21 protein-coding genes are annotated in these 26,370 nt (G+C 56.1%); 8 read left to right on the top strand and 13 right to left on the bottom strand.

Annotated features, from left to right (window positions below; all coding sequences use genetic code 11):
• Nucleotides 1-82 precede the first annotated feature (82 nt).
• The 4 genes from uvrA to K0H79_RS02650 all read left to right on the top strand — a co-directional run bounded on the left by uvrA (nucleotide 83) and on the right by K0H79_RS02650 (nucleotide 7,307).
• Nucleotides 83-2,911, top strand: coding sequence for an excinuclease ABC subunit UvrA (gene uvrA, locus K0H79_RS02665; RefSeq protein ID WP_220077214.1), 2,829 nt, complete (start codon nucleotides 83-85; stop codon nucleotides 2,909-2,911).
• An 80-nt stretch (nucleotides 2,912-2,991) separates the two neighbouring features.
• Nucleotides 2,992-3,948 carry a M28 family peptidase gene (locus tag K0H79_RS02660; RefSeq protein ID WP_220077213.1) on the top strand — a complete coding sequence of 319 codons (957 nt, stop codon included), beginning with the start codon at nucleotides 2,992-2,994 and terminating at the stop codon, nucleotides 3,946-3,948.
• 202 nt (nucleotides 3,949-4,150) lie between these two features.
• Entirely contained in the window at nucleotides 4,151-6,082 is a 1,932-nt protein-coding gene (locus K0H79_RS02655) for a DEAD/DEAH box helicase (RefSeq protein ID WP_220066613.1), read from the top strand.
• Between the two features lie 274 nt (nucleotides 6,083-6,356).
• The gene (locus tag K0H79_RS02650; RefSeq protein ID WP_220066612.1) at nucleotides 6,357-7,307 is read left to right on the top strand and encodes a TerC family protein; all 951 of its coding nucleotides are present in this window, start codon (nucleotides 6,357-6,359) and stop codon (nucleotides 7,305-7,307) included.
• Nucleotides 7,308-7,407: 100 nt separating this feature from the next.
• On the opposite strand, the gene K0H79_RS02645 is transcribed toward K0H79_RS02650, so the two are convergent.
• Nucleotides 7,408-8,313: an SDR family oxidoreductase gene (locus tag K0H79_RS02645; RefSeq protein ID WP_220077212.1), complete on the bottom strand. Its 906-nt coding sequence runs from the start codon at nucleotides 8,311-8,313 to the stop codon at nucleotides 7,408-7,410.
• A gap of 218 nt (nucleotides 8,314-8,531) precedes the next feature.
• Here K0H79_RS02645 and K0H79_RS02640 point away from each other — a divergent pair, with 218 nt between their 5' ends.
• The gene (locus K0H79_RS02640; RefSeq protein WP_220077211.1) at nucleotides 8,532-10,409 is read left to right on the top strand and encodes an alkaline phosphatase D family protein; all 1,878 of its coding nucleotides are present in this window, start codon (nucleotides 8,532-8,534) and stop codon (nucleotides 10,407-10,409) included.
• A gap of 83 nt (nucleotides 10,410-10,492) precedes the next feature.
• Here K0H79_RS02640 and K0H79_RS02635 read toward each other — a convergent pair whose 3' ends face one another.
• From K0H79_RS02635 to K0H79_RS02620, 4 genes are all read right to left on the bottom strand, one after another.
• Nucleotides 10,493-11,542: an HlyD family secretion protein gene (locus K0H79_RS02635; protein WP_220077210.1), complete on the bottom strand. Its 1,050-nt coding sequence runs from the start codon at nucleotides 11,540-11,542 to the stop codon at nucleotides 10,493-10,495.
• 240 nt (nucleotides 11,543-11,782) lie between these two features.
• Nucleotides 11,783-12,712, bottom strand: coding sequence for a pseudouridine synthase (locus K0H79_RS02630; protein WP_220077209.1), 930 nt, complete (start codon nucleotides 12,710-12,712; stop codon nucleotides 11,783-11,785).
• Nucleotides 12,713-12,784: 72 nt separating this feature from the next.
• The gene (locus tag K0H79_RS02625) at nucleotides 12,785-13,360 is read right to left on the bottom strand and encodes an LON peptidase substrate-binding domain-containing protein (protein ID WP_220077208.1); all 576 of its coding nucleotides are present in this window, start codon (nucleotides 13,358-13,360) and stop codon (nucleotides 12,785-12,787) included.
• A gap of 133 nt (nucleotides 13,361-13,493) precedes the next feature.
• Nucleotides 13,494-14,549 carry an alpha/beta hydrolase gene (locus K0H79_RS02620; protein ID WP_220077207.1) on the bottom strand — a complete coding sequence of 352 codons (1,056 nt, stop codon included), beginning with the start codon at nucleotides 14,547-14,549 and terminating at the stop codon, nucleotides 13,494-13,496.
• Between the two features lie 137 nt (nucleotides 14,550-14,686).
• On the opposite strand from K0H79_RS02620, the gene K0H79_RS02615 reads away from it, so the two are divergent.
• Together K0H79_RS02615 and K0H79_RS02610 are read left to right on the top strand one after the other, a co-directional pair.
• Nucleotides 14,687-15,148, top strand: a complete 462-nt coding sequence (locus K0H79_RS02615; protein WP_220066603.1) for a YhcH/YjgK/YiaL family protein — start codon at nucleotides 14,687-14,689, stop codon at nucleotides 15,146-15,148.
• Nucleotides 15,149-15,294: 146 nt separating this feature from the next.
• On the top strand, nucleotides 15,295-16,959 hold the full coding sequence (locus K0H79_RS02610; RefSeq protein WP_220077206.1) for an alkaline phosphatase: 1,665 nt from the start codon (nucleotides 15,295-15,297) through the stop codon (nucleotides 16,957-16,959).
• A gap of 152 nt (nucleotides 16,960-17,111) precedes the next feature.
• Here the strand turns inward: K0H79_RS02610 and K0H79_RS02605 are convergent, their stop codons facing one another.
• Complete coding sequence (locus K0H79_RS02605) at nucleotides 17,112-17,702, bottom strand: MliC family protein (RefSeq protein WP_220077205.1); 591 nt, start codon at nucleotides 17,700-17,702, stop codon at nucleotides 17,112-17,114.
• Nucleotides 17,703-17,787: 85 nt separating this feature from the next.
• Here K0H79_RS02605 and K0H79_RS02600 point away from each other — a divergent pair, with 85 nt between their 5' ends.
• Entirely contained in the window at nucleotides 17,788-18,126 is a 339-nt protein-coding gene (locus K0H79_RS02600) for a hypothetical protein (RefSeq protein WP_220077204.1), read from the top strand.
• Here K0H79_RS02600 and K0H79_RS02595 read toward each other — a convergent pair.
• The 7 genes from K0H79_RS02595 to K0H79_RS02565 all read right to left on the bottom strand — a co-directional run bounded on the left by K0H79_RS02595 (nucleotide 18,098) and on the right by K0H79_RS02565 (nucleotide 26,230).
• Entirely contained in the window at nucleotides 18,098-18,712 is a 615-nt protein-coding gene (locus K0H79_RS02595) for an HAD family hydrolase (RefSeq protein WP_220077203.1), read from the bottom strand. The genes K0H79_RS02600 and K0H79_RS02595 overlap by 29 nt on opposite strands.
• Nucleotides 18,709-19,596, bottom strand: a complete 888-nt coding sequence (locus K0H79_RS02590; protein ID WP_258405515.1) for a DMT family transporter — start codon at nucleotides 19,594-19,596, stop codon at nucleotides 18,709-18,711. The genes K0H79_RS02595 and K0H79_RS02590 overlap by 4 nt, the downstream gene beginning before the upstream one ends.
• 126 nt (nucleotides 19,597-19,722) lie before the next feature.
• Nucleotides 19,723-21,177, bottom strand: a complete 1,455-nt coding sequence (locus K0H79_RS02585; RefSeq protein WP_220077201.1) for an MBL fold metallo-hydrolase RNA specificity domain-containing protein — start codon at nucleotides 21,175-21,177, stop codon at nucleotides 19,723-19,725.
• 79 nt (nucleotides 21,178-21,256) lie between these two features.
• Nucleotides 21,257-23,500, bottom strand: coding sequence for an EAL domain-containing protein (locus K0H79_RS02580; RefSeq protein ID WP_258405462.1), 2,244 nt, complete (start codon nucleotides 23,498-23,500; stop codon nucleotides 21,257-21,259).
• A 104-nt stretch (nucleotides 23,501-23,604) separates the two neighbouring features.
• The gene (gene arsJ, locus K0H79_RS02575) at nucleotides 23,605-24,846 is read right to left on the bottom strand and encodes an organoarsenical effux MFS transporter ArsJ (RefSeq protein ID WP_220077199.1); all 1,242 of its coding nucleotides are present in this window, start codon (nucleotides 24,844-24,846) and stop codon (nucleotides 23,605-23,607) included.
• A gap of 5 nt (nucleotides 24,847-24,851) precedes the next feature.
• Nucleotides 24,852-25,865, bottom strand: coding sequence for an ArsJ-associated glyceraldehyde-3-phosphate dehydrogenase (locus K0H79_RS02570; protein ID WP_220066594.1), 1,014 nt, complete (start codon nucleotides 25,863-25,865; stop codon nucleotides 24,852-24,854).
• 29 nt (nucleotides 25,866-25,894) lie between these two features.
• On the bottom strand, nucleotides 25,895-26,230 hold the full coding sequence (locus K0H79_RS02565; protein WP_220066593.1) for a metalloregulator ArsR/SmtB family transcription factor: 336 nt from the start codon (nucleotides 26,228-26,230) through the stop codon (nucleotides 25,895-25,897).
• Between the last annotated feature and the right edge of the window lie 140 nt (nucleotides 26,231-26,370).

The following is a 26,370-nucleotide window of genomic DNA, read 5'->3' as shown; positions in this document are numbered from 1 at the left end:
CAGCAGTCTTTGGTGCGGCTGTAGTTTCAGGCGCAAATTATGCGATACTGATGGTCTTTTTTCCGGCGTTTAGAAGTGGCAGATGGACAAGATTGAAATCCGCGGGGCCCGCACCCACAACCTCAAGAATATCAACCTGACAATTCCCAGAGACAAGCTGATTGTGATCACAGGTCTTTCGGGCTCAGGTAAGTCGTCGCTGGCGTTTGATACCCTCTACGCCGAAGGCCAGCGCCGTTATGTGGAATCTCTCTCTGCCTACGCCCGCCAGTTTTTGAGCCTGATGGAAAAGCCCGATGTGGACCATATCGAAGGTCTGAGCCCGGCCATTTCCATCGAGCAGAAGTCCACCTCCCACAACCCACGCTCCACCGTGGGCACCATTACCGAGGTGTACGATTATCTGCGTCTGCTGTTTGCCCGTGTGGGCGAGCCCCGCTGCCCTACCCACGGCCAACCGCTGGCGGCTCAGACCGTGAGCCAGATGGTCGACAAGGTGCTGGAACGCCCCGAGGGCGAAAAGCTGATGCTGTTGGCCCCTGTGGTCAAGGCCCGCAAGGGTGAGCACGTTAAGCTGCTCGACAGCCTGTCGGCCCAGGGCTATATCCGCGCCCGTATCGACGGTGAGGTGTGCGATCTGTCCGATCCCCCAACTCTGGATCTGCATGTGAAGCACACCATCGAAGTGGTGGTCGACCGCTTCAAGGTAAAGGACGACATGCAGCAGCGCCTGGCGGAGTCCTTTGAGACCACCCTTGAACTGTCCGGCGGCATCGCCGTGGTGGCCAGCATGGAAGAAGGCGCTGCCGAGGAGATGATTTTCTCGGCCAACTTTGCCTGCCCACATTGCGGTTATTCCATGGCCGAGCTGGAGCCACGGATTTTCTCCTTCAATAACCCTGCCGGCGCCTGTCAGACCTGTGACGGCCTGGGAGTACAGCAATTTTTCGACCCTGAACGGGTTATCGTCTCCGGTGAACTGTCGCTGGCGGGTGGCGCCGTTCGCGGCTGGGACAGACGTAATTTCTATTATTTCCAAATGCTCAAGTCGCTGGCGGAGCATTATGAGTTCGATGTGGAAGCCCCCTTCAGCGAGCTGAACTCCAAGGTGCAAAAGATTGTGCTTTACGGCTCAGGCAAAGAAGAGGTGGCCTTCCGCTATGTGAACGATCGCGGCGATGTGGTGGTACGCAAGCACCCCTTCGAAGGCATTCTCAACAATATGGACAGACGCTATCGCGAGACCGAGTCCAATACGGTGCGCGAAGAGCTGGCCAAGTACATCAGCAATCAGGCCTGCAGCAGCTGCGGAGGCTCGCGCCTGCGGGAAGAAGCCCGCCATGTGTTTATTGAAGATCTCAACCTGCCAACCCTGACCCACTGGTCCATCGGCGAGGCCATGGATTACTTCAACCAGTTGGAATTTGAAGGGCAAAAGGCGCAGATCGCCGAGAAAATATTAAAAGAAGTGCGCGATCGCCTTGGCTTCCTGGTAAACGTTGGCCTCAATTACCTGAGCCTGGCGCGCTCGGCCGAAACCCTCTCCGGCGGTGAGGCCCAGCGTATCCGCCTGGCAAGTCAGATAGGTGCGGGTCTGGTTGGGGTGATGTACGTGTTGGACGAGCCCAGTATCGGCCTGCACCAGCGCGACAATGAGCGACTGCTGAATACTCTCACTCACCTGCGGGATCTCGGCAACACAGTGATTGTGGTGGAGCACGATGAAGACGCCATCCGCATGGCCGACCATATTATCGACATAGGCCCGGGCGCCGGTGTTCATGGTGGCGAGGTGATCTGCGACGGCGATTTGGCCGCCATCACCGCCTGTGAGCATTCGGTCACCGGTCAGTACATTTCCGGCAAGCGCAAAATCCAGGTTGAGGGCGGTCGTACCCCCATCAACCCAGCGCAACTTATCGAACTGAAGGGTGCCCGTGGTAACAACCTCAAGCATGTCGACCTCAGCATTCCTGTTGGCCTCTTTACCTGCGTGACCGGGGTGTCAGGCTCGGGTAAATCCACCCTGATTAACGACACCTTCTTCAAGATTGCCCACAGGGCGCTCAACGGCGCCACTGTGGATGAACCCGCGCCTTACACCAGCATCACAGGGCTTGAGCAGTGCGACAAGGTGGTGGATATCGACCAGAGCCCCATCGGCCGTACCCCACGCTCCAACCCCGCCACCTACACAGGCATCTTCACCCCCATACGGGAACTCTTTGCCGGTACCCAGGAGTCCCGCACCCGGGGTTATCAGGTGGGCCGCTTCTCCTTTAACGTTAAGGGCGGCCGCTGTGAGGCCTGTCAGGGCGATGGTCTTATCAAGGTAGAGATGCACTTCCTGCCGGATGTGTATGTGCCCTGCGACTCCTGTAAGGGCAAACGCTACAACCGCGAAACCCTGGAAGTGAAATACAAGGGCAAGAACATCCACGAAGTGCTGCAGATGACGGTGGAAGACGCCCGGGAATTTTTCGATGCCGTGCCCGCCATCGCCCGCAAGTTGCAAACCCTGATGGACGTGGGCCTGTCTTACATTCGTCTCGGCCAGAGCGCCACCACCCTGTCGGGCGGCGAGGCCCAGCGGGTAAAACTGGCCAAGGAGCTGTCGAAACGCGACACGGGCAAAACCCTGTATATTCTCGATGAGCCAACAACGGGTCTGCACTTTGCCGATATCCAGCTGCTGTTGGACGTACTGCACCGCCTCAAGTCCCATGGCAACACCATAGTGGTGATTGAACACAATCTGGATGTCATCAAGACAGCCGACTGGATTGTGGATTTGGGCCCCGAAGGCGGCTCTGGCGGTGGCACCATTTTGGTGGCCGGCACGCCGGAGGAAGTGGCCGAGCATCCCACCTCTCACACAGCGCGCTTCTTAAAGCCGCTGCTGCAACGCTAGAGGCATTCACCATGGGACAGGGACGTCTTGGGTACCAGACTTTGGGAGCAGCCTTGTTGGCATGTTGGCTGACAGCTTGCGTGTCTGCACCCACATGCAGGCGTGACCTGACGGCCGATTGGGTTTCGCTGACTGCAATAAATCAGGATGTTACATATCTGGCCTCGGCGTCCCTGGCCGGTCGCAAAACCGGCACCGAAGGGGCCTTGCTTGCCCGCCAGTATCTGGCTGTGCGTTTTGGCGAGTCGGGTCTGCAGCCGGTGGCGGCAGACTTTTCGCCCATGACGCCGGAAAGCCTTGAGCAAACGGCACAAGACAGCCACCCCTTCTTTCATCCCTTCAGCATTGAAAAACTCTTCGGCCAACGTGAGGGAACCAACGTGATAGGGCTGCTGCCGGCGGCGAAGGCCAGTTCGCGCTGGCGGGTCGTGCTGGCCCACTACGATCATCTGGGCACAAGCGGCTCCAGACATTTTGCCGGTGCCGATGACAATGCCTCCGGCGTCGCCGCCCTGTTGGCGCTGGCAAAACAAGCGGCAAAGGATCCGTCGCGCCCGGCGGATCTCAACCTGCTCTTTGTGGCAACCGATGCCGAAGAGCCTGGGCTGTATGGCAGTCAGGCGCTGGCAACCCATCTCGGCGAGCTTGGTATAGTGCCCGAGTTGGCGCTGAATCTGGATATGGTCGGCCATCCCGGCAGTCCCTATGCCATCTACATGGAAGGCAGCCGCAAATTTGCCAATGCCGATGAACTCAGGGCGTTGGTGGAGAGTAACGGTCTCTGTGCCCGTCTCAGTCATTCACGGTTAGAGCGGGATGGCAGCGCCATGAAGGTGAACTATCTCAAAGCCTCTGATCACTACCCTTTCCATAAAAGCGGCGTGCCCTGGCTGTATTTTGGTGTGCCTCCCCACCCTCAGTACCACACGGTGGACGATACCCCGGATAAACTGGACTTCAACTTCCTGGCTGCGACCATAGAGGCGGTATACCCTTTACTCTGGACCCGGCTGGAACCCAAGCAGCCTCAGGGGTAAAAGTTAATCTTTTGTTATTTTGCCCATTTGGCGCCAAAAAAGGGCCAAAATCGTCAAAATGGATATTTTCTTGGCCAAAATCAGCAAAGGCTGCTATACTCTGGCGTTTTCGGATTCGGAACGGGAAATCGACACGGGGTTGGTTTTCTGGTCTGTCTAGTGAATCAACAAGCGCAATCACGCGCACCCTAAGGCGTTATCCATGTCATCCAATGAAAAGACTTTCCGCGAACTCGGTCTGACCGAGTCTGTTTTGCGTGCCCTCGACGAGCTGGGTTATGAAACCCCTACGCCCATCCAGGCCGCCAGTATCCAACCTCTGATGTCCGGCCAGGACATCCTGGGTCAGGCACAAACAGGTACGGGTAAAACCGGTGCCTTTGCACTGCCACTGCTGTGCAGTGTCGATGCCAACCTCAATGCCCCGCAAATTCTGGTGCTGGCCCCAACCCGCGAACTCGCGGTACAGGTTGCCGAAGCCTTCACCAGCTATGCCAAACACATGAAGGGTTTCCACGTACTGCCTATCTACGGTGGCCAGAGCATGTATCAGCAGCTCCAGGCACTGCGCCGTGGTCCACAGGTGGTTGTGGGTACACCAGGCCGTGTTATGGACCATATGCGCCGTGGCACCCTGAAGCTCGACACCCTTAAGGCGCTGGTACTCGACGAAGCCGATGAAATGCTGAAAATGGGCTTCATCGACGATATCGAGTGGATCCTCGAGCACACCCCGGAGAGCCGCCAGCTGGCGCTGTTCTCGGCCACCATGCCTGAGCAGATCAAGCGCGTTGCCAACAAGCACCTGCGCAACCCGGTGAACATCAGCATCGCCGCCAGCCACACCACAGTGGAATCTATCGAGCAGCGTTTTGTGCAGGTTTCCCAGCACAACAAACTCGAGGCCCTGGTGCGGGTACTGGAAGTGGAAAACACTGAAGGTATCATCATCTTCGTGCGTACCCGTAACTCCTGTGTGGAACTGGCCGAAAAGCTGGAAGCCCGTGGTTATGCCGCATCACCTCTGCACGGTGATATGAACCAGCAGGCCCGTGAGCGCGCCGTAGATCAACTGAAATCCGGTAAGCTGGATATTCTGATCGCCACCGACGTGGCCGCCCGTGGTCTGGACGTTGAGCGTATCGGCCACGTAGTTAACTACGATATTCCTTACGATACCGAAGCTTACGTACACCGTATTGGTCGTACCGGCCGCGCGGGTCGTACCGGTATGGCAATTCTGTTTGTGACCAGCCGTGAAATGCGCATGCTGCGCACCATCGAGCGTGCCACCAACAGCCGTATCTCTCCAATGAAGGTCCCAAGCCCTGAGTCAGTGGCCGAGCGCCGCCTGTCTCGCCTGGGTGAGCAGGTTGCCGGCATCCTTGCCAACGAGCACCTGGACTTTATGAAAGGCGCCGTGGCTCAGCTGTGTCAGCAGCTGGAAGTGGATACCGAGCAACTGGCCGCAGCCCTGCTGCATCAGGTGCAGTTGGAGCGTCCATTGCAGCTGCCTGCCATGCACGAGCGTCAGCGTGACAACTTCGACGAGCGCACCGGCCGTGGCCAGAATGATCGCGCCGAGCGCGGTGATCGTGAAGGCCGTAACGAGCGCCGTCGTGACTCCCGTCCTCTTCCGGGCAATTTCGGCAGTGCCGATACCCTCAAGGACAACCCGGACATCAGCATGAAGCGTTATCTCATCGATGTGGGTCGTGACCATAACGTGGGTGTGGGCAACATCGTCGGCGCCATCGCCAACGAAGCCAACATCGACAGCCGCTATATCGGCCAGATCCAGCTGTACGATGCAGTGACCACAGTTGACCTGCCAGACGGCATGCCAAAAGAAGTACTGCAGCACCTGAAAAAAGTGCGCGTATGTGGCAAGCCACTGAACATCCGTGAAGTCAGCACAGATGGCAGCGACGAAATCCCGGTAAGCAACGGTCCTGTTTCCAAGCGCCCACGTAAGCCATCCGGCGATCGTCCTGAGCGCGGTGAGCGTAAGTTCAACGATCGCGGCGGTGACCGTGGTGACCGCGGTGGTGATCGTGGCGACCGCAAGTTCGGCGAGCGCAAGAGCTTCGACAAGAAGCCTGCCAGCAAGCCACGCCGTCCAAAGGAAGACTAATTCCTGATAAGAAAAGCCCCCCCTGAGGTGGCTTTTTTATTGGCGACTATTTTTGTATCGGCCACTGGCACTGAGGCTTTGGCACTGGTAGAGTAAGCGCCAACAAGGGGAGTAACTTCTCGCTGGTTTGTCGTCATGACGGTGCTTTGCACCCGGCAACCAGGCAGCCATGGGGGGCTGTAAGTGAGACCTTGCCGACGGGCAAGGTGTATCTCCAATTCAGAGCAGCTTGTACCGTCTGGTACAGGCTGTTTTTGTTTTGGGAGTATTACTCGTGGAAACCTGGTGGTTGTGGGCTGCGTTTGCAGCCATAGTGCTGACCCTGCTGTGGGTCGATATTAAATTTGTAGGCGGCAAGAGTCATAAAGTCTCGATGAAGGAGGCGCTGACCTGGTCGCTGGTGTGGTTTGCGGTGGCTATGGCGTTTAACGCCGGTGTCTGGGCGTGGTTCGATTACTCGGTTGGCCGTGAAATTGCCAACGACAAGGCGCTGGAATTCCTGACTGCCTACGTGATTGAAAAAGCGCTGGCCGTGGATAACGTCTTCGTTTGGTTGATGATTTTCTCTTACTTTGCCATTCCACCTGAGCTGCAACGGCGGGTGCTGCTATATGGGGTGCTGGGTGCCATTGTGATGCGCGCCGGTATGGTATTTGGCGGCATCTGGCTGATTAACCAGTTCCACTGGTTGCTGTATGTGTTTGGCGCCTTCCTGGTGTTCACCGGCGTAAAAATGCTGCTGACCGCCGACAAGGAAACTGACCTTTCCACCAATCGCGGACTGCTGTGGCTGCGCAGTAAGATGAAGTTGACCGAGCATCTGGAAGGTGAACGTTTCTTTGTGCTGCGTGAAGGGGTGAAATATGCCACACCGCTGTTTTTGGTGCTGATATTGGTGGAGATAAGCGATCTTATCTTTGCGGTGGACAGCATCCCGGCCATTTTTGCCGTGACCACAGATCCCTTTATTGTGCTCACCTCCAACATCTTCGCCATCATGGGCCTGCGGGCCATGTACTTCCTGCTGCAGGGCGCGGCCGAGAAGTTCAGCCTGCTTAAATATGGTCTGGCCATCATCCTGGTGTTTATCGGCTTTAAGCTGATGCTGATTGATGTATTCCACCTGCCGATTGCAGTGGCACTTGGCGTTGTGGGCACTATCCTGGTGGGCTCCATGCTGCTGAGCCTGTGGGTGAACCGCGACAAGCCCACACAGTTCGAATAATGCGATGCACGCTGCTGAATAGCAGCGGGTTAAGTAAAAAGGGGCCGAGTGGCCCCTTTTCGTTGGCGCTTTAACGCCGGTCTTGGTCTTGAGTGCGACCTCAATGGCCTGCATTGGCCAGCGCTGCCGGAGAGGCAGCAAGCGCCTCGGCCGCCGCCACGTTGAACGGCCGGGTCTTCAAGAGTCCCAGCGCCTCGAGCCGCCGGCAGCTTAAGGTGCAATCTCTCGGTCGCCTGGCGGTATCTGTGGGGCTCGACTGGGCTATCAAATGGCCGCTGTCTTTACCCAAAATCTGGGCCAGCGCCACTATCATGCCGTGCTTGGTCATGGTCTCGGCAGCGCTGAAATGATAGATGCCGCTGATTTGCTCACCCTCGAGATGTTTGCCAATCATGCCATTGATGGCATCGGCTATGTCCGCCGTTGATGTTGGCCTGCGAATCGCCCAGTCATCCACACCCTGCTTTTGATAATCCAGCAGCTGCTCAATCAACACCAACACCGCCGACTCATTGAGGCGCTCCACCTCACCATACAAAATCGGCAACCTCAGTATGGCGGCATCCGGCATCAAGCTCGCCGTGGCCTTTTCCCCCAGCAACTTGGTTTCGCCGTAAAAATTCACCGGATTGGGGGCAGCATCTTCACTGTAGGGCGGCTCAGTGCCATCAAACACATAATCAGTGGAGATATAAATGAGCCAGGCACCACAGGCCCTGGCCGCCTGGCACAGGGCCTCGGTGGCCGATAAGTTGAGTGCCTTGGCGGCGTCCGGGTTTTGTGCCGACACATCGGGTCTACGCTCGGCGGCGCAGTGCACTATCACCTGGGGCGCAATATCAGCCACCGCTGTTGCAACGGCATCGGCATCGGTTAAATCCAGCCGAATAATGCCCTCTGCGGCGCGGCTGAAACCTGTGCCTGTAACTGTGTGGCTGGCAGACAATGCCCTGACCACGGCGCGGCCCAGAAGCCCGGTTGCCCCCGTTACCATAATGTTTGCCATTAACAACCTCCTGAATCGCCCCTGAATCGCGCCTGCCACATGTTAGCCAGGCAAAGAATGGCCAAAGCCTAGCACGGCAAGACTTGGCTTTACATCAGCTTACGATTAAATACGCCTCAGATCTTGTGGCCACAGCGCGCTTTTTTTACCCTTGGGGCACATTCAGTCCGCCTTGTTCACACAGGCGGCGAAACAGAGGAACTCACAAAGCAGCATCTATGGACAGCAGCCAAGCACGAAACCCGCTTCCCTCCCTGATTGCCGGCCCAATTCTCCGTCACTGCGACCACAGCAGCATGACGCTGTGGCTGGTCAGCTCGCGCCCACTGCGAGAGCCTGTGCTGACGCTAAATGGCAAAGCGCATCAGCCGCACATAGATGAATTCCCCCTCGGCGAGGCTGCCTGGATGTACCTGCTGACAGTCTCTGGCGACGACCTGCTGCCCGAAGGCCAGTCAATTTCTTACGATCTTATCGACGGCAAAAGCAGTCTGCTTGGCGAGCTGGATGGACTTTGTTATCCCGGGCAAACCCTGCCAAACCTGAGTTACAGCGGCAACATACACTCATTGCTGCACGGCAGTTGCCGTAACCCTCACCATCACAGTGGCGATGCTCTGGTGGCGGCCGATACCCTGCTGGCTGAAGGAAAATCTGAGCGGCCTGCGCTGCTGATGCTAAGTGGCGATCAGGTGTATATCGACGATGTCGCCGGCCCCATGCTCTATGCCATCAAGCAGGTCATTGAGTTACTGAAACTCCGGCATGAAGACTTTGTCGGCGCTCCTGTCGCGGGCAGCGACAATATCGATTACTCGCCTGCGAAGCTGTACCAGAGGTACAAGCGGCTTCTGCCCCACACCCAATATCCGGCCAAAACCGCACTGTGGCGTTGGTACATCAATCATCCGATTTTTACGTCCTCCATTGCCGAGAACCATCTGGTGAGTTTTGCCGAAATGACGGCGCTGTATTTACTGGTTTGGTCGCCAGAGCTTTGGCATTTGATTGATATTCCCAAATCACCTCAGGGGCTGAATGGTAAACGCCTCGCCCAGTGGCAGAAGGAATGGGATCATCTGCTGGCATTCAGGGCCGGACTCAGTCAGGTGAGGCGCCTTATGGCCCACTTGCCCACTTACATGATCTTTGACGATCACGACATCACCGACGATTGGAACCTCACCGCAAAATGGGAAGAAGCGGCCTATGGCCATGCCTTTTCCAAGCGCATCATTGGCAATGCCCTGCTGGGCTATTGCCTGTTTCAGGCCATAGGCAACGCGCCGAAAAAGTTTGAGTCAGTGATATCTGAACTCGAGGCGATGCTGGCACCGCCGAGACTGGATGTATCGACGCAGGACGCAATGATAGATAAGTTGCTGAGGTTTGAAGACTGGCATTTTCACCTGGACACCAGTCCCAGACTGGTGGTGCTGGATACCCGCACCCGCCGCTGGCGCAGTGAGTCCAATCTCGCCAAGCCCTCGGGCTTGATGGACTGGGAAGCCCTGATGGACTTTCAGCAGCAACTGATTGGCCAGGAAAAGGTGATTATTGTCTCGGCGGCCCCCATGTTCGGGGTCAAGCTGATTGAAGCCGTGCAGCGCACGGCCACTCTGCTGGGTGGTTCTCTGCTGGTGGATGCCGAAAACTGGATGGCCCATCCCGGCGCCGCCGGCGCCCTGCTGTCGATGTTTATGCACCGCAAAACACCGCAGGAGTTTATTATTCTCTCGGGGGACGTGCACTACTCCTTTGCCTACGATGTACGCATCCGTTTCCGCCACGCCAGCCCAAACATTTATCAAATTACCTCCAGCGGCATTAAAAATCAGTTCCCTGAAAAACTGCTGCCCTGGTTCGATAAATTAAATGGCTGGCTTTACGGTTATTTCTCGCCGCTGAACCTGTTCACCAAGCGAAAACGCATGCTTATCCGTGGCCGCAGACCCAATGGCGAGCGCAGCAAACGACTGGTAAATCAAAGTGGTATTGGCCTTGTTCACCTGTCAGAATCAGGTGCCCCCCGCCGTATTGCCGTGCTCCATGCCGACATGAGCCAGACCGAGTTTCTGCCGCCACGGGAACACTGACATCGAACAGGAAGGTGCAGACACCAACCTGATTTGCCAGATAAGCGCTGCTGATGCAGAGCCATGCCTGGCATCTGGTGGCGTTAAAAACGATCGAAACTCACTTCCACCGGCACCCCTTCCACCACCAGCGACAAGGGCTCAACCGGGGTCAGCGTCACTTTTAGCACGGGCTTTTCTCCATCGAATGGACCAGACAACTGCTTGGGCAACTTGCTCACCAGCTCTGTCGGCTCTTCGATGCGTCCATTGAAGCTCTCGCCATTGGGCAGCTTGATGCTCGCCTGCTGGCCCAGGTCTACATAGTCCAGGTACTTGGGTTCAAGGTACGCCACAACCACAGGGTTGGCACGCCCCGAGAGCAGCAGCAGCGGACGCTCTGCGGCCAGTTGTTCACCTACCTGCACCTGAATATCGGCAATTCGCGCATCGTAAGGGGCACGTATGGTGAGCTGCTCCCGGAGCGCCTTGAGACGGGACAACTCCAGCTCCATTCGCTGACGGCTCTGGGTCACCACCCCCGCCTGACGGGCTTCCTGCTGGCGCTGAAGTTCGCTGACCAGTTCAGCTCTGGCCTGCTCCAACGCCATTTTTGCGGAGGTGTGCGCCTGCAGCACCGCCGCCATATCCGCGGTAGGCACCACGCCTTTGGCGCGGAATTTCTCAAACTGGGACAGGAGCTCATCCTGACGAGTCATCCCCTCTTCGGCGACGCGGATTTTCTCGCCGATTTGTGCACTGATCTCGGCCCCCAAATCGCGAAATTGCTGCATCTGGGTGAGTTGGCGCTCAAGCCCCTGGATCTGGGCATCAAGGGCGGGATCTTTCAGCACCAACAGTGGCTGCCCGGTAATCACAACATCGCCCCGGGTTTGATATACCGCATGCACCACGCCTGAGGCGGGGGAACGCATCTCCAATGGCTCGCTGGTCACTATGCCGGGCGCGAGAATAAACAGCCACGGCTTGAGCACAAACCAGAGCACCAGCAACACAGGGGCAATAACCAGGGCCAGCAGCATATACCAGCGACCGCGATAACCGCCTCGCTTTGGGCTGTCGTAGTTGACCTTGAGGCCGGCATCCACAGTGGGTGCCTGAGATTTGTCCGACGGACCGTAACTTACCTTCACTTAAAATCGTCTCCCGCGCTTCATCACCCACCAGGGGGCCATAGCGCTCTCCTCGTGAGAGCGGCGCACCGCTTCGTTAAGAAGCGCAAATGCACATATCAGTCCATATACAAGGCACAAAACGAGTACACAGGCAATGCAAACGGTTAGGACTGCGTTTAAACATTAGTCTTCCAATGGCCTGCAATAGTCGCAGCCATGGTGTGACTTGCTTGACTGGCAACAATGATAATGGACTAACTAACTGAATTCACCTGCAAACCCATCACAGCCGACATCCAGCTTCTCCCCGGTGATGGGGTCGGTAAATCTGAGCCGCTTGGCCACCAGCTTTAAGGGGGTATTAAAGTTATCTGCCGATTGGGGTTGCAGGCTGGGGTAAAAACGATCGTTTTCCAGCGGCATGCCGAGACTCTGCATGTGCACCCTTAGCTGATGAGTGCGACCTGTGATGGGGCTGAGCTCAAATAAACCGCGGCCATCCTTCACCTTGAGCAAGGCGATTTCAGAGTGGCTGTTGGCCTCTCCCGGCACGACCTGCATCAAAAACGACGGGTCTGCCGGTTGCATACGATTTTTCACTGTCCAGCGCTGCGGCAAAGCCTGCCCCTCGCCATGCTTTGCCAGGAGTTCTGGCGTTAACCGGGCAATGGCTTCGTAGTCTTTGCGTATTCCACCATTTAAGAAAAGTTGATGGTACTGATGCCGGGTTTCCGGGTTCAGGCTCATCAGAATAACCCCGGCGGTTTCCCGGTCGAGTCTGTGGGCCGGACTGATGGTGTCGATGGCGGTGGCAAGCCGCAGCCGATGCACCAGACACTCGTTGACATAGTTACCCGAAGGGGTCACCGGCAAAAAATGCGGTTTAAACACCAGCATCATATGCGCATTGCGGCACAGTATTTTCTCGCTGAAGGGGATCTTGGTCTCGGCCACAACTTCGCGGTAGTAGTAGACCCTTGCCGTGGGGCGATAGGGCGTGAGCAGTGTAATAAGCGTGCCATCCTGCCAATGCACCTTGCCATCGAGAATGCGGCGACGCCAAACCTCTTCGCCGATACGGGCGAAATGGCTGCACAAAAAACCGAATACCGTGGTGCTGGGGTTATCCCGTGGCAAGACCACATAAGAAGGTTGGGCCGCACGGGCGGTGGCGGTTAATTCAGACACAAGATGGCTCCCTGGCAAGAGGGCGCCCAGTGTAAAGGCAAAGCGCAAGCGGGGCAAACACCCCGCATTCGCTTATCCGGCGTGGGATTTGATGAGCTTGAGCACAAAGTCCATGGCCTTGTGACAATCCGGCTGATTAATCAGCTTGAATTTGTCCTGGCTGTACATGGGCAGCACCTCTAGCCAACGCTGGCTTACCCAGGCCGCATCCTCAAGGTGCACATCGCTGTACAAACCGAAAAGATCCGGATTGACCTGGTAAAACTGCTCCAGCGCCGCACTGATGATTTCGAACTCGCCATCAATGGGCTCTTTTTCCCAGTTGTGGCAAGGGGCCGCTCTCACCTTCCACAGCAGGTCTTTATCCTGCCTGGCAGAGAGAATTTCCACCCGCTGACGCCCCTCAATAATGATACTCGGGGTGTCGTCTTCCAACTGGTTAAAGTCGATGATCTCGCATTGGGTTGCTTCCGGATAGCAAGGTGGATGACCGTTGGCCTTGTGCATCGCGAAGGCCAGAGGGTAATACCCTTTGAACACTTCTGCCACCATGCGCAAATAGCGCGGCTCAACAATCCTCAACTCAAGCCGTCCATCTGGCAACAGTAAGGCGTCGTGGATCAGTAACGCCATGTCCTGTGATTGCATGGTAACCTCCTGCAACGGTCTGCGGAGTAACACTACTCAACTGATCAAATTTTAGCAGGTGAGTGGCACCAATCATCAATGAACAAAAATTAATCAGTCTCAGGCATTAGACCCGCTATCACAGTGATTTGTTTCATCCCGGAAACGATTCAATCCGGGAGATGTCGCCCTCAAGCACCCGGGAAAACTCCTCTGCCAACCGTTCGCTGGCCTGGGCCGCCTGTCGCCAACTGCGCTGACGGCTCTGTGTGTCGAGGGTTTTGAAATCGTCCCGGTCAGGAATTTTTCCATTGGGCAGGGAGGCGACAAACCCGGCGCTGGGCACCAGCAGCAACGCATTGTCATAATTGGCCACGGCCCTTCGCCACGGCAGCGATTTATCAAACCAACCGGGCTTGATGGAGGGGAAAAAATGCGGATACAGGGTGAGTCCCTGGTGCTGCTCAAGCGGGAAATCAAAATGGTAGTCGGTAATGCCACCGTCATAGAAGTGCCCTTCCCCCGCGCCTTCTATGTGCCCCACCGGGGCCAGCACCATGGGAATGGAACCGGTGGCCTGCAACACGTCCGCCAGGTTATCCTGACTCAGCTTGCAATCACGGCTGGGCAGATCGGTGAGCAGACGAAAGTGGGAGTCATTGTCTGCCTGGGAAAACACCAGCCGTTCAAAGTGCCAACCCAGACTGCGACGACTGACGAGATTGGTGGCCGCCGTTACCGAAAGCCCCAGTGCCAGGGGCAGCTTGCCATTAACGCGATTTAGATGTCGCCCACGACAGACCACAAAATGCGAGCGAAATACCGGGTTGGCCAATATCTCGGCGGCGCCTGTGTCACCCAGAATCCCGGCCACAATACCTGTGACCTGACGGCTGACCTCTTCACGGCTGGGTTTGGTGTCGTAACGCTGGCCGATATAAAAGGCTTCCAGGCGGCCATAGGCCGCCAGCACGTCCTGCTGCGCCAAACAGGCTAGCCGCCAGGCTCCGGAGGAGGCACCCAGGGTATAGAGTGGCGTCTTACGGTCTTTAAAAAACTCACTGAACAGATACTTATCGAGCCCGGCAATGCCAAGCCATTTGGGGCCACCGGACGCCGCCAGCAGACGGCTGAAAAGCTCAGGCTTGAGCCCCTCCTCGCGGATCCGTTTCATGGCGGTTTTGCCGGCCAGTAATCTGAGTGCGTTCAATCTTTTACCCTTGGGTCGTCTACAGCAATAAGGCTAGAGGTTACCTCAATTCTTAACGATGCCAAAGCAGGCGGCTTTCGCTATACTCCAGCACGCCAGCGTGGCCAATGAGGCCCGCGTATCAGCCCGGAGCTTTTATGATTGTCGACAAACTCGAAAACAGACACAGATACAGTAACCTCCATTCAGGTATCCAGGCCGCACTCGAATTTTTGGCCAACACGGATTTGGCCGCCTTGCCCAAGGGCCGCCACACCATTGATGGCGATGCGCTCTTTGCCATAGTCAACGACTACGACACCCAGCCCCCGGGCACAGAACCCTTTGAAACCCATAGACGCTATGCCGACGTACAGTTTGTTGTAAGTGGCGAAGAAGCCTTTGGTTATCTGCCGCTCGAAGATCAAGCCCCCCTGGCGCCTTACCATGACGCCCATGATTTTATCGAATATGACTACGAACAGAATCGCGAGGCCGCCTGCTTTGTACCCTTGAAGGCTGGGATGTTTGCCATTTTCATGCCGGAAGACATGCATATGCCGGGTACAGGCACTACACCCGTACGGGTTCGCAAGGTAGTGTGCAAAGTGCTACTTTGACAGTTAACCGCATGATATTCAGATAAAAATAAATAAGTAAATACTCAAACTGACACAAAACTTTCGTCATTTTGTCATCTGGTCTCGTCAGACTTTCGGGCGTTTAAATCACGCCCTACACATTAGAAAGTCAAAAGAGATCAAGCATGAAACACAAAAGCCTGCTGGCAGTAGCCATCGCAGCCGCACTGATGAGCGGTTGCAACGACGATAAAACGGTTGAAGTGATCAAGGAAGTGGAAGTCATCAAGGAAGTGGCTCCCGAGGAAATCACCTCGGTGAAGAACGTCATCCTGATGATCGGTGATGGTATGGGTGCCCAGCAGGTTGGTCTGCTCGAAGAATACGCCCGCCGTGCCCCGCATTCCACCTACAACAGCAAAGGGAACCAAACCGCCCTCAAGCGCCTGGGTGATGCCGGCCAGATGGGTCTGTCGCTCAATGGCCCCGATGGCAGCCTGGTAGTGGACTCCGCCTGCTCTGCCAGCCAGCTGGCAACCGGCAAAGCCGCAGGTTCAGAAATGATTGGCCTGGATGCCCAGGGTTATGTGGTTGAGACCATCCTTGAGAAAGCCAAAGCCAAAGGCAAGGCAACAGGTCTGGTCTCCGACACTCGCCTGACTCACGCCACCCCCGCGGCCTTCGCCGCCCACCAGCCACATCGCAGCTATGAGTCTGCCATTGCCGCCGAGCTTATCGACAAGGCCGTGGTAGACGTGATGCTCTCCGGTGGTGCCCGCGAATTCATTCCTCAGGATGCCGGCAGCAACGACGCGGTAAAAGCCGAGCTGGCCGCCCTGGGCGCCGGCACGTCGGTTGTGAAAAAATCCAAGCGTAAGGACGATCGCAATCTGGTCAAAGAAGCCAAGGATACCAAGGGCTACCAGCTGGCATTCGACAAGGCGCAGCTCAATGCCGCCGACGGCGACAAGTTGCTGGGTCTGTTTGCCAACTCCGGCATGATGGATGCCATCGCCTACAAGGCCTGTCAGGAAGCCGGTGATTGTAAAGAGCCTTCGCTGCGTGAAATGACCCTCAAAGCACTGGATATTCTGTCCAGGGACGAAGACGGCTTCTTCCTGATGATTGAAGGCGGCCAGATTGACTGGGCCGGCCACATCAATGACGCCGGCTGGATGCTGCACGAGCTGCTGCGTTTCGACGAAGCCGTGGATGCCGTTTATGAGTGGGTTAAAGACCGCGACGATACTCTGGTAATTGTCACCGCCGACCACGAAACAGGCAGCTTTGGGTTAAGCTACAGCCGCAAAGATCTGCCAGACGCCCAGAGCCTGCCCGGTGACGGTATGCAGGGCGCCGACTATCAGCCCAACTTCAATTTTGGCAGCCTGGACAAGCTGGACCGCCTCTATGCCCAAAGCGGCACCTTCTACAACATGATGGACATGGTCAGCGCCGACTGGGCCTTCGACAGCTCCACCGGTGACGAATGGGCCGGCGCCATTAACCACTACAGCGACTTCAAGGTAACACCAGAGCAAGCCGCGCCGGTCGCCCTGCGTGAAGCCAACGAGTACTGGGTCGATGGCCACAGCTACCTGTCTGCCACCGTGTTTCCCAAGGTTAATGATTTCAAGGAATTCTACGTTTACGCAGACGAAGTCCACGCCAACCTGATTGGCCGTGCCCTGGCTGCGGATCAGAACGTGGTTTGGGGTACAGGCACCCACACGGCCGCGCCAGTGCCCGTATACGCCTTTGGTCCTTATGGTGTGACCAAGCAATTCTCCACCATGCAGCACCACACCGAAGTGGGCCAGAAAATGATGGCAGCGCTGCTGGGTGAATAACCAAGCTGGGTGACAAACCAGGCTCGGTGACAAACGCTCGGTGATTAAAACGCACCCGCAAAAAAGCCGCCCATGGGCGGCTTTTTTATTGGGTGCCCCCCGCTTGGGGCAAGCTTTGGGTAACGGCGGTTCTATCTCTATCAAAACCCCTATCAAGGTACCAATATACACTTGAGCGCAGGTGCCCCATACCCCCAAACCACTTCGGCTTCGCCCTGATGCTCCCAAAAGCTTTCATTGGGTCCCTGATAGCGTGCGCCGCTGCCGCTTGGGGCAACAAACATCAGCGACACAGAATCGCCCCGCTCGGCGATGGCACTGGCGGGGTCGGTGTCAAAATAGCTGATAATCACTTCGCTGTTATCGCCGCAGCGCCAACTGAAAGGGCCCTTCATGGGCACCAAACGATAGCGTGCCTGTAATTCAGCCGTCCGGGTTCGATAGCTCTGGGCCACACAAGCGGCCAGTTCTTCGGATTTCCAGCAATCATTGCGGCCTTTAATCCAGCCCCGCTGCTCCGCCTTGAGGGTTGGTGGATGTTCATTGACAGCCTTCATCAGGGCCGCCCTATAGGTATCTGCCAATCTTCTGTCAAGCGCAGCCAGCGCCGGGTCGCTACACACCAGCTTTTCGGCCGAGGGAGCATTGTCAGCTAATTTACTGCAATCAAAAGAGGGAGCCTCGGCTGCCGCCACGCCCAGAAATGCCAATGCAAAAACACCGGTGATCATGCTGAGTTTCATCCATTAATCTCCTTTGCCTGTATAGGTTTGCCGCCTTGCCAGCGGCCTTCAAGCTGTTATGCTGCCATGGTTCACAGGAGAATCCATGTCTAACGAATTGAAAGCACTGCTGTGCAATGCCCTTGTATGCCCGGGAAGTGGACATCTGCTGCTGGGTAAAAAGTGGCTGGGCTGGTTGATACTGCTGCTGACGGCAATCAGCCTTTCTCTGCTGCTCAGTGACGTTTACCGGGTCGCCAACGACATTGCCAACGAGATAATGTCAGGGATGCTGCCACTGGACATGCCGCAAATTCTGGCAGAGATCCACAATCGCAGTAGCGCCATCGACTCATTTGCACTGTACCTGGTCATCGGCGTGTGGCTGTTTGGGATTCTGGACAGCCTGAGACTACTTATTCAGCGCCGCGCCACAAATCAATGAACTCAAAATAACAGGGCACCAGCAAGTCAGCCAGGTCGCCGTAGTCCGGCTTCCCCTCCGGGCAGTAGAGCGCCGAACGGCAACCGGCGCTATGGGCCGTCTGCAGGTCAAACAGATAATCACCAACGTAGAGCACCTGGTGCGGCGCAAGCTGCCAGATTTGCATGATGTGGATGAGGCCGGCAGGGTCGGGCTTGGCCGGCGCATCTTCCCGGGTCAGCAAGACGTCAACCGATAATCCCAGACGCGACAGCGTCAGCTGTGCGGCCTGACGCATATTGCGAGTCAAAATCGCCGTCGGCAGCGGTATTTGCTGCACAAACTGCAGCAGTTCTGCTGCGCCCCCTATCCATTCAGCCTGATGAGAGGCCGCCATTTCATAGTGATGCACTGTCGCCATGGCATCGGCCTGCTCCGCCGCAGGTAAACCTGCAATATGGGCCAGAATATCCTGTCCGGCAGTGAGCCCGAGCGCCTGCCGGATAGCCGGAAAGTCTGGGTTGGAATGGGCCAGGGTGCCATCGAGGTCGAAGACAACGGCGCGAATGTCCGAAAGCCAGAGCGACGGCTGTGCCTGACGGCTCACGGCTGCACGCTCCCGGGTTTACTGAACGAAGCCAGATATCTTGGCAACAATTGAAGCGTGGCCACCGCCAGCACAATCAGCACTATTCCCATCATGCTCACAGAGCTCAGGGCATCGGACTGGAAGCTCTCTGGCCACCAGTCAAAGGCGACGACAGCCGCCGTTAAACTGAAGCTGACTATGGGTGTCAGGGCGAGCATGGCACTCACCTGCGCCGTGGGCCAATACTTCATCGACTGACCAAAACAGCCGTAGGCCACCAGGGTATTGATAGCGCAAAAGCCTGCCACCAACCAGGCATTGGTATCCATGGCCCCAAAGGCTGTGAACTCACAAAAGGGCGCCATCAGCACCACACCCACACCGTAGATAAACAGCAGCACATTGGCCGGTGAAATCCTGGGGATGAGCGCCTTTTGGATAAGGGCATAACTGGTCCAGGCCAGCGCCGAAAACTGCACTATGGCAAGCCCCAGCAAGAGCTCACCGGCATCCCCTTCAAAACTTAATCTGGGAGCAAAAAACAGATACATGCCTACGGCGAGCAAGGCAAAACATCCAAGCTGCACCGCCTTCAATCGCTCGGCGAAAAACATCACTCCGCCAAACGCCAGAAAGAAAGGCGCCGTCTGGAAGCTGAGCTGCGCCACACCGGGCGCCAGATAATCGAGGGAGTAAACGAAGGAAACGTAATTGGCCATCAGCAGCACAGCCGCGCCAAAGAGGAGCAGCCAGTCCTGCTTTGCCAACGCTGCAAACTGCCGCAACCGACCGCCTAACCATTGCACCGCCACACTGACAATCAGGGCCACCAAAAACCGAAACCAGGTCAGGGTAACAGGGTCGATAAAGTCGGCCGATAATTTGAGCGCGATGGGAAGCATGCCCCAAAAAAACACGGCGACGGCGACATAAATAAAACCGGCCCGAAACGATGCAGCATCCACTTCATGCTCTCCAAAGAGGAAAGCGCCAATGATGCAGCAAGCACAGAGACAACTCCAGCACTATCAGCCGGGGGCTTTGCCCTGATACAACCAGCTGAGCCGTGGCAAAGCCGCCAGATCCAGATGATCGCCATAACTGGCCGCACTGATTGCTTTGGGCGGTTCGGGCTCATTCTCGAGGGTAGCCATTAAAATTTCCTGGGCTTCTTTTTCGCCATGCACCAGCACCAGCGGCGGCCGCCCCTCGAAGTGATGATACCAACGCAGCAGTTCGGCCTGATCCGCATGGGCCGACAAACCGCCCACGGTATGAATACGGGCGCGCACATCAATGGATTGCCCATTGATAGTCAGCTTATCCACCCCATCCACCAACGCCCTGCCCGGTGTACCTTCGGCCTGATAGCCGCAGATGATCACGTCGCATTCGGGTCGGTAGAGGTTGTGTTCCAGATGGCAACGGATACGCCCGCCGTTACACATGCCACTGCCAGCAATGATGATGAGCCCCTGATGTACCTCATTCAGTGCGATGGACTCGTCGGTGCTTTGAATAAACTCCACGTCCGTGAGCAAGGGGTGCTTACCCGGATGTTGGCGCACAAAGCGTTTGAAATCATCATCCATCAGCGGCAAGTGGCGTATGTACACCTTGGTGGCCTCAATGGCCATGGGGCTATCCAGGCAAATGGTCCAGCGCGAAAGGTCCCAGTCTTTGGCATTCAAATGAAACAGGTACAACAGCTCCTGCGCCCGGCCCACCGAGAATGCCGGGATAAGAATATTGCCGCGACTGTCGCTGATGGCCTTGGCAAAAATTCCTTTAAGCTCTTCCAGTGTGGCTTCCCAGCTGCGGTGCAGGCGGTTGCCATAGGTAGACTCCATGAGCACCAGATCGGCGCGGTCCACCAAATCGGGATCCCGCAGTATCGGCATACCGGCCCGCCCCAAATCGCCTGAAAACACCAGACGTTTCTGGCGCTGGCCGTCATCCAGCTCCAGCTCCAGCAGTGCCGAGCCCAGAATATGCCCGGCATCCCTGAGGGTGATGGTCACCCCCGGAACAGGGTCCAGCCGCATGCCATATTCCAGCGGGATAAAGCGGGTCATGGCAACATCCACATCCTGCTCATCGAAAAGTGCTTCCAAAGGTTCCAATCCTTGTTTCAGCCGCTTTTTGTTTTGCCGCTCTGTGTCCCTGCCCTGCAACATGGCCGCATCTTTAAGGAGTATTGCGCAAAGGTCGAGGGTGGCGCTGTGGGTATAAATGGGGCCGCTGTAGCCTTGCTTTACCAGCAGAGGCAATCGACCGGAATGGTCAATGTGGGCATGGGATAAGACCACAGCATCCAGGCTTGCGGGGTCGAAAGGGAAGGGTTCGCGATTTCGGGCTTCCTGCTGCTTGCCTCCCTGCAGGAGGCCGCAATCCAGCAGCAGGCGTTTACCGTTGAGTTCCAGTAAGTGACAGGAGCCTGTGACTTCCTCTGTGGCTCCCCAAAACGTCAGGGTCATACTCATGACATTGCCTCCTGCAATCACGCTGTAAGTACATCAGCAGATTGCCGAAAAAGCGTATAAAACTCAAAAAGTTTTATGTTTAAAGACCTGCGGTGGTACTTCGCGCCGGGTCGAGCAGCGCCAGTGCCTCGCCAACGGGCAAAGGCCGGTGGAAATAAAATCCCTGCACAAAATCCACCTGCATGGATTTCAGTAGCTCCAGTTGCGCCTCGGTTTCAACTCCCTCAATAATCAGCTGCTTTTTGAGATCCCGTCCAATACGCAAAATCCCCTGCAACACGGCGATGGCTTCGTCGCTGTCGGTCAGATGAGAGATAAAGGCTCTGTCTATCTTGATGACCTGAATAGGCAATCGCAATAAATACCCCAGGGAGGAGAAACCGGCCCCAAAGTCATCCAGGCAGATGATAAAGCCGCTTTGATGCAGCCGATGCAGCTCACTGATGGCCCGGTCTGAGTGCACCAGTGCATTTTCGGTGATTTCCAGCTCTACACGGTCAAAAGCCACGCCGGCCCGGAGAAATTCGGCCTTGAGATCGTCGACAAAGGTCTCGTGGTGCAGTGAATTAGCAGAGATGTTCAACGACACAGGGACATTCAGCTCAGGATGCTGAGTAATGAGCTCGCAGGTCGCCCGCGCTACATAGAGATCCAGGCCGTAATAGAGGCCGGATTTTTCCACTGCCGGGATAAAGGCGCCCGGGGGAATGTTGCCCTTTTCCGGATGCTGCCAGCGGATGAGCGCCTCATAACCCACTACGGCACCGGTGTGAATGTTCACCTTGGGTTGCAGCACCAGATAGAGTTCCCGATTATCCAGAGCAATGCGCAGGTCGCTGAGCACGGTCATGCTGTCTCTAGATGCCTGCTCGTAGCGCTTGTTAAAGGTTTCACCGGAGCCACGCCTGTGCTCCTTGGCCACCTTCAGCGCCGACTCGGCATGCCTGAGCAACTGTTCCATATCAGGCTCTTGAGTAGCATCCAGCACGGCGCAGCCCACGGTAAGACCCAATCGAATCGATTGCTCGTCTATCATCAGGGGTTTGGCGCAGCGCACCGCCAACTCATGGGCGGTGAGTTTTACCTCAGGCAAGAGCACGGCAAACACATCCGCATGCAAGCGGGCAATCAGGGCACGGGTCGAAAATTCTTTGCGCAATACCCGCGACATTTTGTCCAGAATGTTGTTACCAAACTCGTACCCCAGGGACTCGATAATCTGGTGGAAATAATCGATATCCACCATAAAGAGACTCGCAGCCCCAGGGTCAAATTGTTTCAGGAAACTGGCGCCATACTCCACCAATCCGGCGCGGTTGTGCAGGCCGGTCAGCTCATCGAAAAAGGCCGCCTTGTTGAGGTGAGCAAAAAACTTGGCATTTTCCAGCCCAAGTGCCACGTTCAGGCAAAACACCTGTAACAGCTCCTGATCCACCTTGGTCAGACCGGTGGCATTTTCGGCGACGATCACCCCCTGCCAGCCCGATGGCGTCGACAGATATAAACAACTACTGTTGGGATGAAATACATGTTGATGGGCGTTGAGGGTTTCCTGCACCAGCTTGCGCTGCTCAAGCTCGGGACTCAACTCGTCCAGACTCTTACCGTAAAAGGAGCGGAACTTGTCACTGGCGGCCACCACAAAAAACTCGTGATTACCGGAATCTATGGCAAAGGGCCCGTTCATTGGCCGTTTGGAGACACAAAACAGGCTATCGGCCTTGATGTTAAAGAGGGCATCAATTTGCTCGAGCACCCCACCGGCAAACTCATGGAGCGATCGTTCCTGAAACAGATTTGCGGCCGCATTAATTACCGACCTTAATCCCTGACGACTGCGCTCCAATGCATCCATCTGACTGAAACATCGCAGTCCAGTTGCCACCACAGTAAACAGTTTATTGCGTGTCAGCTCGCTCTTGGTCTTGTAGGAGTTGATTTCGTACTTGAGGATAACTTCTTCTTCGGGGGTATATCCGGGCTGGCCTGTCCTGAGGACAATTTGCAACAGGTGGTTATCGAGTTCATTGCGAATGCGGTCCACCAGCATCAAACCGGCCTCATCGGTTTCCATCACCACGTCCAACAGCACCAATGCCATCTCGGGGTGTTTTTTCACCAGCTCGAAGCCTTCTTTGGCATTGAATGCCGATACAAACTCAAGGGGGCGTCCGAATACACGAACATGTTTCAGGGCCAAACGGGTAACATCGTGAATGGCAGGCTCATCGTCAATAATACCGATGATCCAGGGGGCAACAGGAGCCTCAGGCTGAAGCGGCTGTTCCTCAAGTTTACGGGCGCTGGCAAAGAGTTTACCCACGATTGGCCCCCCCGCAATTAACAGCAACTCGCACCGACCGTTCCATTCAGGCTCCTGCATTAAAGACTTGGTTCAAGTGTAGCAGCAATTAATACCCGATAATGTTAACCGACGCTATTGTCAGGTAGTCTTAAACTGATGAAAGCGGTAATACCCAACATCAGCGCACTGACCCATAAACAGGCTTCCAGACCATAAAATTGGAACACGGCTCCCGATAACAGTGTACCCATAAGACGGCCAGCGGCATTGGCCATGTAGTAGAATCCCACATCCAGCGAAACCCCGTCTTCATCGGCATAATGCACTATCAAAAAACTGTGCAGTGCCGAGTTGATGGCAAAGAGCACGCCAAAAATCAGTAGCCCTGCAAGCAACCAGTAGAGGCTTAAACTGCCGCCCTGTCCGGCATCCCCCATGGCATACAACCCCATGGCGATAGCCGCCGGTGACAAGGCCAGCAACACCACCCAAAAGGTGGCTTCACGGCCACCGGGCAAGCGCCCCTTTCGGCGAATAAGCCGAGGGGCAGCAGCCTGTACCATGCCATAACCAATAATCCAGGCCGCCAGAAAACTCCCGACCTGCCAATGGCTCCAGCCAAAAAGACTGGCGAGGGACACAGGCAGTGCCACCACGAACCAGACATCTCTTGCCGCAAACAAAAAAAATCGCGCTGCCGACAGGGTATTGACTCTGGCACTTTTAGAAAAAATCTCTTTGAATTTTGGCTTGTTTTTGGCCTTGCCGAGCTCATGCCTGAGACCACTCAGGCTATCAAGCCAAACCAGCCCCAGCAGGATCAGCAGGATTGCAACGGCACCTGTAAAGCCAACCAGCGACAACAGTGCCCCGCCGACAAAGAAACCCACGCCCTTGAGGGCGTTTTTCGAGCCGGTAAGCAGGGCCACGTACTTGAACAGCCGGTCATCTGCACCATCCTTGGGCACCAGAGACTTGATGGCGCTCTTGGCACTCATCTTATTGAGGTCTTTGGCAATACCTGACAGCGCCTGAGCCGCCATCACCCAGGCCACAGTGAGCCAGGCCGACGGCGCCAACAGCATGCCCAGTGCCAGAATCTGCAGCCCCATACCTATATTCATGGTGCGATTAAGACCAATACGGGCACCCAGCCAGCCCCCTACAAGATTGGTCACCACGCCAAAAAACTCGTAGAACAGGAACAACATGGCGATCGCCAGCGGCCCATACCCCAACTGGTGGAAGTAGAGCACCACCAACATCCGCAGGGCCCCATCGGTAAGGGTAAAGGCCCAGTAGTTGGCAGTGACCAACAGGTATTGACGCTGATCCGGCGTCAGTGTATTGCCCCTCGCAAACATAGGATTTACGCCTTATCCCGTTGTCCGACCATCAACGCCAGTTCGGCCACGCGGTTGGCATAACCCCACTCGTTGTCGTACCAGCAATAGAGCTTAACCTGGGTGCCGTTAACCACCATGGTGGACAGGGCATCCACCACGCTGGAGCGGGGATCGGTGCGATAGTCGATGGACACCAGCGGTCTTTCTTCAAATCCCAAAATGCCCTTGAGTTCGCCTTCTGCGGCGGCCTTGAGCAGGGCATTCACCTCCACTTCAGTGGTGGGGCGCTCCACTTCGAATACGCAGTCGGTCAGCGAGGCATTGGCCAGCGGCACCCGCACGGCGTGGCCGTTAAGGCGTCCCTTGAGCTCGGGGAAAATATGGGTAATGGCGGTGGCGCTGCCTGTGGTGGTAGGGATAAGGCTCATACCGCAGGCGCGTGCCCGACGCAGGTCCTTGTGAGGTGCATCCAGAATGGTTTGGGTGTTGGTGATGTCATGAATGGTGGTCATGGAGCCATGCTTGATGCCCAGCCCCTCGTGGATCACCTTAACCACGGGCGCCAGACAGTTGGTGGTGCAGGAAGCCGCAGTAACAATCGGGTGCACATCCGGGTTGTACAGCTCGTGGTTAATCCCCATCACCACGTTAAGCACGCCTTCTTCCTTCACGGGTGCCGTCACCACAACCCGCTTAACGCCCTGAGCAAGATAGGCTTCAAGCACCGCCCTGGTTTTCATCTTGCCGGAGGCCTCAATCACCAGATCGCAGCCCGACCAGTCGGTTTCTTCGATGGTCTTGTTCATACTGGTGCTGATCCGCTTTTCACCAATGAGGATATTGCAGCCATCGCTGGCCACCGGATGCTGCCAACGGCCATGGACGGAATCAAATTCCAGCAGGTGCGCCAGCGCCGTGGCATCCCCCGCCGGGTCGTTGATATGTACAAATTCAAACGCGTCACTGTTCCATGCTGAGCGCAGCGTGAGACGCCCCATGCGGCCAAAACCGTTGATACCTACTTTAATCTTGCTCATTTTGTCTCTTCTCCCAGTCAGACACGCTATTAACAGCAGCGTCCGGGTCTGCAACCCATGGTCGCCAAACGTTGTTTTTCATCCACCAGCCAGTCTGGTCCTTTCTGCGCCAAATGTGCCAGTTGCCCGGCACACCACAGTGGCAGGTCATCGGCCTGGCGGTAGTACACCCACTGGCCCTGACGCCTGTCTGTCAGCAAGCCTGCGTCTTTTAAAAGACGTAAATGGCGTGAAATTTTGGGCTGACTCAGATTAAGCGCCTCCGTCAGCTCACACACGCACAGCTCAGTTTCCCCCACAATCAGCATCAGGATTCTGAGCCGGGTATCATCGGCCAGCGCTTTGAAAAAACTCACTACATCCATCGCCGCCTCCTCAATCATATATGGCTGCCATAATATATGAAATTCCATATGTGTATAGTTACACTTTTGTGAAGTTACACTTTCTATGTCAGGCCGTGCCCCATCGCGTGCATGCCCCGCTTACTTGCACCTCACTTATT

The organism is Shewanella sp. FJAT-52076 (genome assembly GCF_019457455.1).
Classification (GTDB): domain Bacteria; phylum Pseudomonadota; class Gammaproteobacteria; order Enterobacterales; family Shewanellaceae; genus Shewanella; species Shewanella zhangzhouensis.
Note: the sequence above shows the minus strand (reverse complement) of the source record. Positions and strands in the feature narration are given on the sequence as shown.